Below are 13195 nucleotides of genomic sequence, written 5' to 3' on the forward strand. Positions count from 1 at the left end.
ACACCGTGCTCGACGACGCACCGATGCCCGCCATCACGGATCGGGCCACCACCTACGAGGACGAGGTCGCCCGGCTGCGGGTCCGGGAGAAGGCCCACACGCGCGAGGGCGACGCGATCGCCGCCGCCCGCCGACGCCTTCCGATGATCGAGGTCGAGGCCACCGCGCCGCTGACCGGGCCGCAAGGCGCCCTGACCCTGCTCGACGCCTTCGAGGGCCGCCGACAACTGATCGCGTACTACTTCATGTGGAACCGCGGGGCGTCGGCGCGCGAGCAGTGTGAGGGCTGCACCTGGGTCACCACGCAGTTCGCCGAGCCGTCCTATCTGCATTCCCGCGACATCACCTACGCGACGTTCTGCCAGGGCCCCTACGCCGAGAGCGCCCGCTACCGCGACTTCATGGGCTGGGACATGCCCTGGTATTCCGCCGAGGAATCGCTCGACACACTGCTGCGCCCACCGAAGCAACCCGGACTGATGCACCTCGTGTCCTACCTGCGTCGTGGCGACCGGGTCTTCGAGACCTACTGGACGACCCGGCGCGGTGTCGAGGCGGCAGATTCGAGCCACTCGCTCATGGACCTCACCGTCTACGGACGCCAGGAGCCGTGGGAGGACTCGCCCCCGGACTGGCCGGACCGGTGCACCCACACCCGCACCGCCGGCGGCGCGCCCACCTGGCCGCCGATCCCCGACTGGCCCGCGGGACGTCCCATCCCCCACTGGCCGCGGCTCGGGGCCGGTCGCTCCGACGACCTCACCGCTGGGTGATGTCCCCGTCATGCTCCGACGCAAGGAGATCCGGGAGGTCGGTCAGCGCGCGGACGGTGAGTTCCGGTGGGGCGCCGAGGGTGTCGAACCCGGTTCCCGAGCGATCGACCCACACGGTGCGCATCCCGGCGGTCGCCGCCCCGACCACGTCGAAGGGGTTGCACGACACGAGGCGGATCGCCTCGACGGGGCGGCCGGTCACCTCGGCGAGGTGCCGGTAGACAGCGGGGTGGGGCTTGTAGGCGCGGACCGCGTCGACGCTGACCACCCGGCTGAAGTAAGCACTCAGCCCGCTCGTCCGTAGGCAGGCCTCCGCCATCGCCGGGCTGCCGTTGGAGAGCACCACCATCTCGACACCGGTGTCGGCCAGCGCGCGCAGCGCCGGCCCGGCGTCCGGGAACGGCTCGAGCGCGTCGTAGCGGGCCAGCAGCGCCCCCCGGGCGTCCTGGTCGACCGGGTGCCCGGCCTCGGCCAGGGCGAAGTCGAGGGCGCGCCCGGTGACCTCGGCGAAGTCCTGGTACCGGTTCATCACGGTCAACCGGAACGCGTAGTCGATCTGCGCCCGCCGCCACGTCGCGGCGACCCGCTCGGCGTCGTCGGGCCCGACGATTCCTGCCAGCTCGGTCGCGATCGCCAGGGGGTCGACCAGGGTGCCGTACAGGTCGAACGCGAGGAGCTCACCCCGCGTCTCCCGGACGGGCGTCGGCGCCGCCTCCACCGCGGCCGGCACCCGATAGACGCGGCCCGTCGTCGCGAGCGTGTCAGCGGACCATTCCCCGTCGACGCCGTCGGTGAGCCACAGCAGGATTGCCCACACGTCGTGGTCGGCGGCGTCCTCGTCGAGCGGTTCCAGCCCGGGCACCAGCGCGTGGATCTCCACCCCGGAAGGGAACGGCTGGCCGGACCGGCCGAGGAAGACCAGCTCGTAGGCCCGGTCGCCGAGCCGGAGGAGCCCGGACGCACCGATCCGGTCGTCGAGGCCGAAGGTGTCGACGAGGAACCGCCGGAACTCGGGGTAGTGCCCGACCGACGGCTCGGTCAGCAGGGGAACCGCACGGCATCCCGACGGCCGCTCCGCCGGCGGCACGACGACGGGCCCGGCGTTCATCGGCCGCTCCCGGGGAGGCCACCGACGAAGTCCGCGAGGAGGTCCCCGATCGCCGCTCCGGAGTCCTCCTGCAGGAAGTGGCGGCCGGTGACCAGATGGGTGCCCTCGGCGTGCGGCCAGATCTCGTGCCAGCGCGCCGCGAAGACATCCGGCGGGAAGACGTCGTCCTCGCGCCCCCAGATCACCGTGGCCGGCAGTTCCAGCCCGCGGACACCGTCCTCGAGCCAGGCGAACCGCTCGGCCGTGATGTCGCTGGGGTGTCCGAGCGGGATCGACCGGGGCCAGGTCCACGTCAGCACCCGGTCGTCGGGATCGGGCAGCACTGACGTGAACCCGTCACGCCCCCGCCCGACGAACCCCGGGCGGTCCACCACCGACAGGTACATCCCGCGCCCGGGCATGGCCGCGTGCGTGCCGAGGAGGTACGGGCCGACCAGCGGGGCGTGCATGGTCCGCCAGGGAGAGATCGCCTGGTGGAAGCTCGACGACGGGTCCAGCCAGGCCCACGTCGACATGACGGCGACGGCAGCGGCCCGCTGCGGTCGGGTCAGCAGAGCACCGAGGCCGGTCGGGCCGCCCCAGTCGTGGCAGACGAACGTGACCTCCCGGAGGTCGAGCTCGTCGAGCAGTGCCACGAGGTTCGCCGTGTGGTTGTCCAGGGTGTGTGCCGCGGGCGAGTGCGGCTTCTCCGACAGTCCGAAACCGATCTGGTCGGGTACGACGACGCGCAGACCGGCCGCCAGCAGCGGGGCGACGGTGTCGCGCCAGAGGAATCCCCAGGTGGGGTTGCCGTGCAGCAGCAGCACCGGCGGCGCGTCCGGGGGCCCCTCGTCGATGTAGTGCATCCGGCGGCCGTTCACGCGCGCGAACCGCGACCGGTAGGGGTATCGGGTCCGCACCGCCGGAGGCAGCTCGTCGAGCGTCGCGGTCACGCGGCACGGTAACGCGACACGGCGTCCTCGTCCCAGGCGATGCCGACGCCGGGCCTCTCGGACGGGGTGACGGCGCCGGCGGAGGGAACCAACGGCTCGCACAGGATCGGGTTGGCCCAGTCGACGTACTCGAGCCAGTGCGCGGTCGGGGTCGCGGCGAGCAGATGGGCGCAGACCTCGGGGTACAGGTGGTTCGACATCGGCGTGCCGGCCACGTCGGCGAGCGCCGCGGCGTGCAGCCAGCCGGTGATCCCGCCGATCCGGTCCGGGTCGGGCATGACGAGGTCGCACGCCCGGGCGCTCAGCGCGGCCGACATCGCGCGGGGGCCGGCGAAGTTCTCGCCGATCTGGATGGGGGTGCGCAACACCGCAGCGAGCTCGGCGGTGCCCGCGTAATCGTCGTGGCGGATCGGTTCCTCGATCCAGGTCAGCCCGTGGTCGTCCAGCGCTCGGCACCGCTCGAGGGCGTCGGGCAGGTTCAGAGCCTGGTTGAAGTCGCCAATGAGGTCGAAGTCCTCCCCGAGCGCGCGCCGCACCGCCTCCACCGTCGCCACGTCGGACCTGGCGTCGGGGCGGCCGAGACGCAGTGTGGCCGCGGTCATGCCCTCCCCGGCGAGCTCAGTGGCTTCACGCGCCACGGCGTCGGGATCGGCGAGTCCGAGGCCGTTGCTGTTGTAGGCGGGCACCGGTCGCGGCTCCGCGCCGACGAGGCGGACCAGAGGTAGCCCGGCGGCGACCGCGAGGGCGTCCCAGCAGGCCATGTCCAGCCCGGAGAACAGCATCGCGGTCGTCCCGCCGGTACCTGCCAGTCGGAACGCCGCGGCGAGGGTCCGGCGAACCGGGTCGGGCTGGGCGGATCGCCCGACGAGCAGGGGAACCGTGTCGCGGACCAGTCCGACCACCGCGTGGCCGAGTGCCTCCCGGTAGCAGAACAGGTACGCCCGGCCGGTGACGCCCTGATCGGTGTGCAGGTCCAGCAGGACGAGCGGGGCGTGTGTCACCGTGTCGGCGCTCGTGTGCAGCGGACGGCGCATCGGCACGCGGACCAGACGCGCGTCGACGGCGCGGACGGTGAGCGCGTCGCTGCTCACCGGTCGGCCCCCTCGGCGTGGACCGCGAGCAGGTCCGCGATCGCCCGGTTGGCCGGGGTCGGCACGCCGTGCTCGACGCCGCGGGCGACGACGTCGCCGCTCAGCCAGTCGACCTCGAGGCGGTTCCCGCGGTCGAGGTCGCGGTGCATCGAGGAGGTCATGGCGGCGGGCACCGAGTCGATGAAGGCCAGGCGGTCGGCGGCGTAGCCGGTGGGCAGGGCGACACCCCGGGCCCGCGCGACCCGCACGACCTCGTCCATGGTGTCGAGCAGGAACGCGCGCGACCGGGGGTGCTCGCGGATCGGCCCGATCGTGGCCCGGGCCAGGCTGGTCGTGCCGGACATCCCGACGAGGAACACGAACTTCTCCCACGTGGTCCGCTCGATCTGCTCGCTGACCTCGACGTCGATGCCGCCGTCGATACAGGCGTCACGCAGCGCCGCGAGCCGTGGCGAGAGGTGGCCGTCGAACTCGCCGATCACGAGCTTCTGCATCGGGCCGGAGTGCTCGATCACCCCTGGCTCGGCGATGGTGGCCGCGATGTAGCAGACCCCACCCAGCACCCGCTCGGCGCCGACGACCCGGGCGAGGACCTCGTCCTTGCGCACGCCGTTCTGGAAGGACACGACGGCTGTGCCCTCCCCGAGCAGGGGCGCCAGCGACGCGGCCGCCTCCTCGGTGTCCCAGAGCTTGACGCCGAGGACGACCAGGTCGACGGGGCCGATCTCCGCCGGGTCGTCGGTGACGACCGGGGCGGGAAGGTGCAGGTCGCCCAACGGGCTGCGCACCTGGAGCCCCTTGCTGCGCAGGGCCTCGAGATGGCGACCGCGCGCCACGAAGGCAACGTCGTGACCACCGTGAGCCAGCCGCCCCCCGAAGTACCCGCCGACACCGCCGGTTCCCATCATCGCGATCCGCACGGCGCTCCTCGTTTCGTGGACGTTCGTTCAAGATTAGTAGTACGAAGCTGCTCCGGTCCATGATCGAGGAGAGAGTGATCGCGATCGATCGCTCCGGAAAAGCTAGGATCGAACGGTGGGCCGCACCCGTGAGTTCGACGCCGACGAGGCCCTGGACGCCGCCCTGCGGGCGTTCTGGATGCACGGCTACGAGGCGACCTCCATGCAGACTCTCTGCCGGGCGATGGGCATCCGACCCGGCAGCGCCTACGCCGCGTTCGGGTCCAAGCACGACCTCTTCCTCGCAGCACTACGGCGCTACGCGCGGACCGTCTCCGCCGAGGCGGTCGGGCGGATCACGTCCGGGCCTACGGGCCTGGCCGGGCTGCAGTCCTACTTCGAGCACCTCGTCGAGGCGATGGTCGACGGCGATCGACGATGGGGGTGCCTGCTCACCAACTCGCTCGTCGAGTTCGCCGAGCGCGATCCCGAGCTCGCCGGTCTGGTCGGTCTGCACCTCGTGAACCTCCGGGCCGCGTTCGAAGCGGCCCTGACCCGTTCCCGGGCGGAGGGTGCGCTGCGCCCGGGCGCCGGACCGGCCCAGGCGCCCCTTCTCGTCGCCGTCGTCCAGGGCCTGAACGTGCTCGCGAAGCAACAGCCCGGACGCGACGCGCTGCGTGCGGTCACGGATGCCGCGCTCGCCGGTCTCGTCAGGGACCCCGTCGACGTCCTGCCGGCGACCCCCGGGGCGGTGTCGACCCGCTGACTCGGGCGACGGGCCGCGTCGGCGGGCTATCCGGGGTCACGACGAGCCTGCGGCCACCAGAACCCCGGAGATGGGCTCGAGCACGGCGACCAGCTCGTCGCGCACGCCCGGGGCCAGGCCGTCGTACGGCGCCTCCGCGAGCCGGTCGGTGAGTGCCTCGATCCGCTCCCTGGTCGCCCGGCCGGAGTCGGTGAAATGGCCGGACGCGTCGATCAGGTCGCGGGCGCGCAGACCGTCCATGACCGCGGCCAGCCGCGCCTTCGGCAGGTGGTGGACCCGGCCGAACGACTCCGCGGGGTAGATGCCCATGGCCAGGGCGCTGAGCATGTGGGACTCCGTGCCGCCGATGCCCTCGCCGATGCACGCGGCGACGTGCCCGTCCCCGCGGTGCTCCCGGAGCATGTCCGCGGCGTGCCAGAGCCGGGCCACCGGCTCGTCGGGGATCGGGAGCGCGCGCAGTGCGGCGTACATCGCCCGGCCTTCGCTCGGTGCGCTGACCGCGGCCGTGGTCAGCAGGTCGGCCGCCCGCGCCAGGCCGTCGGAGTCGGCCAGGTCCCCGACGATCCGCCGCAGCGCCGCGACACAGCCCCGCTCGCGGGCGGCCAACGCCTCCTCCGGGGTGACGCGGTCCCAGACGCGGGGAAGGTGCCGGGCGGCCTCGCCCTCGGCGAAGCTGTAGAACAGCGCGTGCACCACATCGGCAGGCACCTTGCCCAGCGGTGCGGACCGGCCGGCGAAGTAGCCGTCCCAGTAGTTGCGGAGTCCGATCGCCGCCATCGCCTCGTTCGGCTCGTCGGAGAAGAAGTTGACCAGGCAGATCGGCTCGAAGAGCTCGAACATGCGGCGGGCGAGGGGAGCGGAGCTCGGCATCTGGTTCATCTCCTGAGGTCATGACGGCGCCCTCGTGGACAGCCCTTCACCCCGACGTCGAACGGCGCGTCCGCGATTCGACACGGTCCCTCGAGTTCTCCTCCGGCCGGCGCGCCGACGGACGTCGCGCCGGGGCACCGTTCACGGCAGCATCTGGAGACCATGAGCGCCCCCGAAGCATCGTCGCTGCTGCGCGCGCCAGGCCCACTCGACGGCACCGGCATCGGCGCCTACCGCGAGTACCTGTCGTCGACCCGCGGACTGGAGTTCGACGACTACCAGGACATGTGGCGCTGGTCGGTGGCCGAGCCCGAGGCGTTCTGGGCGTCGATCTGGGACCACTTCGGGGTCGGGGGAAGCTACGAGCGGGTGCTCGGGTCCTCGACGATGCCGGGCGCACGATGGTTCCCCGGGGCCCGACTCAACTACGCCGAACACATGCTGGGCACCGAGGCCGACACCGACAGTCCGGCCATCATCGCCCGCTCGCAGACGCGCGATCCCCGGGAGCTCACGTACGGCGAGCTCCGCGACCGGGTGGGGCGGGCCCGCGCCGGGCTGGTGCGCCTCGGGGTGCAGGAGGGGGACCGGGTCGTCGGGTACCTGCCGCACGTCCCCGAGACGATCGTGGCGTTCCTGGCCGCGGCGAGCCTGGGTGCCGTCTGGGCGGCGTGCGCGCCGGAGTTCGGCGCCCGCAGCGTCGTCGACCGGCTCGCCCAGGTCGAGCCCACGGTACTGCTGGCCGTGGCGTCGTACCGGTACGGCAACTCCGACATCGACCAGCGCGACGAGCTGGCGCGGATCCGCGAGGGGCTGCCGACCGTGCGGCACGTCGTCGGCCTGGACTATGGGCCGCATCCGGTGCCGGACGCCATGACGTGGGACGAGCTGCTCGCCGCACCGGGGCCGCTCTCCTTCGAACAGGTCCCGTTCGACCACCCGCTGTACGTCCTGTTCTCCTCGGGCACCACCGGGCTGCCGAAGGCGATCGTCCACGGCCACGGCGGGATCCTGCTCGAGCACCTCCGGCTGTTCGGCCTGCACTTCGACACCCGCCCGGGCGACCGCACGCTGTGGTTCACCACCACCGCCTGGGCGATGTGGAACATCACGATCTCGGTACTGCTGCACCGTGGCGCCGTCGTGCTGCTCGACGGGAACCCGCTGTGGCCCGACCTCGAGGCACAGTGGCGGCTCGCCGCGGAGACCGGCGTCGCGCTGCTGGGCGCCAGCCCCGGGTACCTCACGGCCTGCCGCAAGGAGGGAGTGGTGCCGCCCCGGTGGCCGGAGCTGCGCCAGCTCGGGACGACCGGGGCGCCGTTGCCACCCGAGGCGTTCGACTGGGTCTACGAGCACCTCGGTCCCGACGTGATCCTCAATCCGTTCAGCGGCGGCACCGACGTGTGCAGCGGCTTCGTCGGCGGCGGGACCTGGCAGCCGGTGTACCGCGGCGAGATGTCCGGCCCCGGGCTCGGCCACGACGTCGCCGCGTTCGACGAGGACGGCAACTCCGTGGTCGGGGAGCTCGGTGAGCTCGTCGTGCGGGCGCCGCTGCCCTCGATGCCGGTCGGGTTCTGGAACGACCCCGACGGCGAGCGCTACCGCGAGGCCTACTTCGACACCTACCCCGGCATCTGGCGGCACGGGGACTGGGTGCGGTTCACCGAACGGGGCAGCTGCGTGATCACCGGGCGCTCCGACGCGACGTTGAACCGGGGCGGCGTGCGGCTGGGCACGGCCGAGTTCTACGACGTCGTCGAGGACATGCCCGAGGTGGCCGACTCACTCGTCGTGCACCTCGAGGACGACGCCGGTGGATCGGGAGAGCTGCTGCTGTTCGTCGCGCTCGCTCCCGGCGCCGAGCTCGACGACGGCCTGCGCGCCCGGATCGCCGCCGAGCTGCGCCGCAACCTCTCCCCGCGGCACGTGCCCGACCTGATCGCGGCCGTCCCGGCGGTGCCGCGCACGCTGACCGGCAAGAAGCTCGAGCGCCCGATCAAGCAGGTGCTGCGTGGCCGCCCGGTCGAGGAGGTGCTCAGCCCCGACGCCGTGAGCGGGGCCGACGCCGTGCCGGCCTTCCGGGACGCCTACCGCGCGACCCGGTAGCGCACCGTCAGGCCATCGCCCACATCGACGACCTCACGCCCGCCGATCGGGACTACCTCGAGCCGTGGCTGGACCAACGACACCGACGACCTCGGAGCCCCGATGACGACGACAGGCCGATCCATGGAGGTGCCGTGCCCGAGCGCATCGTGATCGTCGGGGGCGGGTTCGCGGGGCTCTCGGTCGCGCGGCGCCTGGAGAAGCGGCTGGCCGGGTCGGAGATCGACATCCGCCTGGTCAGCCCGACGGACTACATGCTCTACCTGCCCCTGCTCCCCCAGGTGGCCTCGGGCGTGCTGCCGGCCCGCTCGGTCGTGGTCTCGCTCGCGCGACGGCTGCGGAGCAGCTCGTTCGTGCCGGGTCGGGTGATCGGCGTCGACCTCGATCGACGACGCGTGGTGTCGGAGAGCATCACCGGGCGCTCCGAGGTCCTCGACTACGACCGGCTCGTCCTCGCCCCCGGCAGCATCACCCGCACCATGGAGATCCCCGGTCTGCGCGAGTACGGGCGCGGCATGAAGACCCTGGCCGAGGCGGACTTCCTGCGCGACCACGTCCTCGGTCAGCTCGAGGTCGCCAACGCGACCACCGACCCCGACGAGCGCGCCCGGCGCTGCCGGTTCGTCGTGGTCGGCGGCGGCTATGCGGGCGTCGAGACGACGGCGAACCTCGAGCTGATGACCAGAGCCATCGCGCGGCGCTTCCGTCGCCTCGACCCGTCGATGGTCCGGTGGCATCTCGTCCAGCACGGCAGGCGCCTCATGCCCGAGCTGGGCGAGCGGCTCGGGGCCGACACCTTGGCGGTACTGGAACGGCGGGGCGTGCAGGTCGATCTCGGGACCGGGGTGGTCGGGGCAGGCGACGGTCGCGTCGACCTCGACGACGGCCGCACCCTGGAGAGCGAGACGCTCATCTGGACCGCCGGTGTCGCCCCGAACCCCCTCATGAGCCGGCTGGGCGCCGACACCGCGAAGGGGCGTCTGGTGGTCGGTGCCGACCTCGCCGTGCCCGGGCGACCCGAGGTCTTCGCCCTGGGCGACGCGGCGGCCGTCCCCGACCTCGTCACCGGCGGGGACGCCGTCTGCCCGCCGACCGCCCAACATGCGACGCGGCAGGCACCGATCGCCGCCGACAATGTCGCCGCGAGCCTGCGGGGCGGGACCCCGCGGGAGTACCGCCACCACGATCTGGGCCTGGTCGTCGATCTCGGCGGCTCCGACGCGGTGGCGAAGCCACTCCGGGTGGATCTCACCGGGCTCCCTGCCCAGTTCGTGACGCGCGGCTACCACCTGGCCGCGCTCGGGACACCCGCCGCGATGGCCCGGGTGGCCGGGAACTGGGCCCTCCACGGGGTCGGCGGCGCCAACGCGGTGCGTCTGGGGTTCCTGACCGACACCAGCGGACGGCTCGCGGAGTTCGAGCAGACCGACGACTACCTGACCCCCGACCAGGCCCGGGCGGCCGCCGAGGCCGCGGTGGCCCGGTGACTCGCAGAACTGAATCCTTATCTATAGGGAAGCATGGGTTGACTGCCCCGGAAAGTTGCATCTACAGTTGTAGGTACTTGACAGCTTGTGAGGACGCTCGAAGCCGGTTGGTCACTGACCGGAGGAGGTGTTCGCATGACGGTCGATGTGCTCGACCCCGCGCCCGGCCCCATCGGCCCTGCTGGGCTCAAGGCTCCCGTCGACCTCGAGGATCAGGTGACGGTGGCCCTCGGCGAGGAGCCAGTTCCCGTTGACCCGTCCGGGCAGCGTGCGGGTCGCGGCGGGGCCCCCGCCGCGGAACCGGCCCGCCTGATGGGTGACGCGCCGATCGACCAGGCGGTGTTCGACGCCGAGTTCGTCGCGATGATGCTCACCGAGGCTCCGTGGGGCGAACTGGCGGCCGAGCCGGCGAGAACCCCGCCGCGGGCCGCGACCGGAACTCGGCGGGCCCCGCCCCCCGGCTCGCCAGGAGACCACGGACCCGACGGAAGCCGCACCCAGCCCGCAACGGAGGTGCGGCGTGAGGTACGTCGACGACCCGGCCCCGGGCCGCGGTCACCTCCGCCAGGCCCCAGCGAGCAGCGTGACTCAACATTCGTTTTTGCGTGAGGAGGTGAGCGCTCAGGACTTCTCCCCGAACAGGATCCCCTTCTCGATGATCACTCCCGGGTGAGCCCGGGACCGCCGGCGCAACGACCAACGAGCGGCCGAACGCCGCGTCCCACTCCTTCCGGTTCTGGGTCGTTGCCGCCGGTTCGGTCCCGGGCCCACTCGCGTGAACGGGTCCTCGTGGATGGGACGTCGACCCGAGATCGTTGGCGGATGCGCCCATGGAGCGAGCCTGCTCACCGGGGCACCGGCCGCAATCCCGTGCCGGGCACCTCGCCACCGGGGGCCCACAACACCAACCCGGGCAACGGCCGGGAACGCGTGAGGCGGAATCCCACGGTCCTCGCCGTTGGCCGGACGCGCGAGGAATAGGGGCGGTCCTGCCGGCTACGCGGACTGCACCGGTCAGGACCTCGCATCGGCCGATTCCCCGGGGGTGCGCGGCCGATGCTGATCGCGGACCTACCCGACCGTCGGCGAGGCTCACACGCCCCCACCGGGCCGCTGTCGTGGGTGGGTCGCACGCGTGCGAAGCACCGCCGGGCGGGTATCGGAGCGCCATGGCGCCCGAACAGGAGTGGCATGCCGCCCGCACGCGCTTCGTCGAGCACGAGACTGAACGCCGGGACGGGCGGGGTTCCGGCACCGGGCCTGCCGGGGTCGTGCCCGATCAGCTGGCGCTCGGGCCGCTGAGTGACGAGTTCTTCGGGCTGAGCCAGGACCTGTTCACCGTTCCCCCCCCGAGACCGGTGTTGTGGGGGTCCTCGAGCGGGTGATGCAGCGGGCCGCGTCGGTGGTTCCGGCGGCGGCCATGGTCTCGGTGACGCTGCACGAGGCGAACGGCCAGGTCCACACCCCCGTCGAGACCGACCCGCTGGCCGCCCGAGCCGACGAGATCCACTACCGCACCGGTGAAGGCCCGTGCCTGGAGGCGACCGCGACGTCGAGCTCGGGGTTCACTTCGAGCCTCGACCTCGCCCACGACCCCCGCTACCCGCGCTTCGGGCCCCAGGTGGCCGAGCTCGGCATGAACGCGGTCTGCGCCACGGAGCTGTTCACCGGCGGAGACCCGCCCCGCCTCGGGGCGCTGAACTACTACTTCCGCGACGCCGCCGCGGCGGCAGACGTCTACCGCGACGCGATGCTGTTGCTCGCCGCGCACGCCGCGGTCGGGCTGCACGCGGCCCGCAACCTCGCGGCAGAGCAGCTGCGGACCTCGGTCGAACTGCACCACTTCCGGCGTGCGCCGTTGGCGCCGCCCGACCCGGCAGGGCCGCGTCCAGTCCCCGGTCGGGGATCGGGATCGCGTCCGACGGGGCGGGATCATGCGGGGCATCGCCGTCGGGGTGGCGGCCCCCGGGGGACAGGGCCAGGCCGACCAGGAGGACGCTCTGTCCACACCGGCTACCCGACTGTTCGGCGTGGTACCGATCCGCTGCGATGGTTCTCGCGCCGGCTCTCAGCCGGCGGTGCCGTGTCGTGACGGTGCGCGAGCAGCGGTGCGCCGGCGAGGTCTTCCTCGTTGCACAACGCTTTGAGGTTGAAGTACCCCGAGCCCGGGGCGTTGTCGTAGTCGAGGTGGATGGCGAAGATGTCGATGGGCTCGCCGAGCCAGTCTTCGGCTTGCCGTAGCCATGCTGCGCAGCGCTCGAGGGCCGCTGGGAGTTCGTCGTCGCGGAACTCGACCGCTCGGTAGGGGACGTCCTCGACGCGGTCGTGGGGTCCGGTGGGGCGGGGAAGGCCTGCGGCAAGCCCGAGATCGTCCAGCTCGAGCCTGGTCACGTGCTCAGTCACGGCCTGACTTTCTCGAGAGCGACGTGCTGACGCAAGCGCGACGCCGGATCCGCGGGTAGCGCCATCTGCGGCCGGTCCGCCCGGCCATGTCGGAGGGCGCCCCCACCTCCGTCACGACCTGGTGACCTCGGTTCGTCCGAAACCTCGAGCGTCATCTCAGACTCCTCCCTTTTCGTCGCTGCCGAAACCGGCAAGTCAACCCTCATGTGCACCTGTTCTATCCGGAAATCAATGAGCGGGTCTCGCGGTCGCCGATCCCGAGACTCTCCCCGGTCGAGGCCGCGAAGCGCTCGCGCCCGGGCCCGGTCGGAAAGGCGGGACGCGACGGTCAGGGCCGCGAGGCGGTGAAGTAGAAGCGCGGTGCCTCCTGGTCATCGTCGGAAGGGCGGGCATCAAGGTGTGGTCGTCGACCGCGGCAGCGAGCTCGTGGTCGACCAGCACCACCACCCCGTCGGAAGCGGCGACGAGGTCCCCGGGACGGTGGTCGGTGTCGGCGGTGACCCCCACCGGCACCGGTGCCCGCGCCCGCTACCGGTCTGCCGCGCCGATACCCGGGCCGGTAGCGCGGGCTCGATCGCGCTCGCGACGGGCGGTGTCACGTTCATCGACGGCGGTGTCGCGTTCATCGACGGCGGTGTCGCGTTCATCGCGGGCCTGGTCGCGCTGACCGGCCGTTTCGGTGTGCTGGACGCGCTCGTGCTCCAACGCCGCACGAAGGTCGAGGATCTCCGAGGCACTGGCCAAGGTGTGGCCGTGTTCG

The 13195-nt window shown here is 72.4% G+C and carries 12 protein-coding genes; 6 read left to right on the plus strand and 6 right to left on the minus strand.

The window, feature by feature from the left end:
• The first annotated feature begins 5 nt into the window (after positions 1 to 5).
• Positions 6 to 773 (plus strand): DUF899 family protein, encoded by a 768-nt coding sequence (locus VGI02_RS11455; protein ID WP_331627477.1) that lies wholly within the window; start codon positions 6 to 8, stop codon positions 771 to 773.
• Here the strand turns inward: VGI02_RS11455 and VGI02_RS11460 are convergent.
• The 4 genes from VGI02_RS11460 to VGI02_RS11475 are packed head-to-tail and all read right to left on the minus strand — an operon-like array spanning position 760 to position 4824.
• On the minus strand, positions 760 to 1881 hold the full coding sequence (locus VGI02_RS11460) for a haloacid dehalogenase type II (RefSeq protein WP_331627478.1): 1122 nt from the start codon (positions 1879 to 1881) through the stop codon (positions 760 to 762). The two genes, VGI02_RS11455 and VGI02_RS11460, sit on opposite strands and share 14 nt — an antisense overlap.
• The gene (locus VGI02_RS11465) at positions 1878 to 2813 is read right to left on the minus strand and encodes an alpha/beta fold hydrolase (protein ID WP_331627479.1); all 936 of its coding nucleotides are present in this window, start codon (positions 2811 to 2813) and stop codon (positions 1878 to 1880) included. The genes VGI02_RS11460 and VGI02_RS11465 overlap by 4 nt, the downstream gene beginning before the upstream one ends.
• On the minus strand, positions 2810 to 3904 hold the full coding sequence (locus tag VGI02_RS11470; protein ID WP_331627480.1) for an enolase C-terminal domain-like protein: 1095 nt from the start codon (positions 3902 to 3904) through the stop codon (positions 2810 to 2812). The genes VGI02_RS11465 and VGI02_RS11470 overlap by 4 nt, the downstream gene beginning before the upstream one ends.
• Complete coding sequence (locus VGI02_RS11475) at positions 3901 to 4824, minus strand: ketopantoate reductase family protein (RefSeq protein ID WP_331627482.1); 924 nt, start codon at positions 4822 to 4824, stop codon at positions 3901 to 3903. The genes VGI02_RS11470 and VGI02_RS11475 overlap by 4 nt, the downstream gene beginning before the upstream one ends.
• 115 nt (positions 4825 to 4939) lie before the next feature.
• Here VGI02_RS11475 and VGI02_RS11480 point away from each other — a divergent pair, with 115 nt between their 5' ends.
• Entirely contained in the window at positions 4940 to 5569 is a 630-nt protein-coding gene (locus tag VGI02_RS11480; protein ID WP_331627483.1) for a TetR/AcrR family transcriptional regulator, read from the plus strand.
• A gap of 36 nt (positions 5570 to 5605) precedes the next feature.
• Here the strand turns inward: VGI02_RS11480 and VGI02_RS11485 are convergent, their stop codons facing one another.
• A complete protein-coding gene (locus VGI02_RS11485; protein WP_331627484.1) occupies positions 5606 to 6439 on the minus strand; it encodes an SCO6745 family protein in 834 nt (277 codons plus the stop codon).
• A gap of 162 nt (positions 6440 to 6601) precedes the next feature.
• Here VGI02_RS11485 and VGI02_RS11490 point away from each other — a divergent pair, with 162 nt between their 5' ends.
• The 3 genes from VGI02_RS11490 to VGI02_RS11500 all read left to right on the plus strand — a co-directional run bounded on the left by VGI02_RS11490 (position 6602) and on the right by VGI02_RS11500 (position 12124).
• Positions 6602 to 8545, plus strand: a complete 1944-nt coding sequence (locus tag VGI02_RS11490) for an acetoacetate--CoA ligase (RefSeq protein WP_331627485.1) — start codon at positions 6602 to 6604, stop codon at positions 8543 to 8545.
• A gap of 134 nt (positions 8546 to 8679) precedes the next feature.
• Positions 8680 to 10032, plus strand: coding sequence for an NAD(P)/FAD-dependent oxidoreductase (locus tag VGI02_RS11495; protein ID WP_331627486.1), 1353 nt, complete (start codon positions 8680 to 8682; stop codon positions 10030 to 10032).
• 1363 nt (positions 10033 to 11395) lie between these two features.
• Positions 11396 to 12124, plus strand: coding sequence for a hypothetical protein (locus VGI02_RS11500; protein WP_331627487.1), 729 nt, complete (start codon positions 11396 to 11398; stop codon positions 12122 to 12124).
• On the opposite strand, the gene VGI02_RS11505 is transcribed toward VGI02_RS11500, so the two are convergent.
• Positions 12046 to 12435 (minus strand): hypothetical protein, encoded by a 390-nt coding sequence (locus VGI02_RS11505; protein ID WP_331627488.1) that lies wholly within the window; start codon positions 12433 to 12435, stop codon positions 12046 to 12048. The genes VGI02_RS11500 and VGI02_RS11505 overlap by 79 nt on opposite strands.
• Before the next feature lie 399 nt (positions 12436 to 12834).
• Between VGI02_RS11505 and VGI02_RS11510 the strand changes: the two genes are divergently transcribed.
• On the plus strand, positions 12835 to 13195 hold a 361-nt coding region (locus VGI02_RS11510), incomplete at its 3' end, for a hypothetical protein (RefSeq protein ID WP_331627489.1).

Source organism: Actinomycetospora sp. (assembly GCF_036497245.1).
In the GTDB taxonomy this organism is placed as follows: Bacteria; Actinomycetota; Actinomycetes; order Mycobacteriales; family Pseudonocardiaceae; genus Actinomycetospora.

Coding starts and splice junctions, on each gene's coding strand:
- VGI02_RS11490 (WP_331627485.1), top strand. CDS start 6,602: ATGAGCGCCCCCGAAGCATCGTCGCTGCTGCGCGCGCCAGGCCCACTC.
- VGI02_RS11460 (WP_331627478.1), bottom strand. CDS start 1,881: ATGAACGCCGGGCCCGTCGTCGTGCCGCCGGCGGAGCGGCCGTCGGGA.
- VGI02_RS11485 (WP_331627484.1), bottom strand. CDS start 6,439: ATGCCGAGCTCCGCTCCCCTCGCCCGCCGCATGTTCGAGCTCTTCGAG.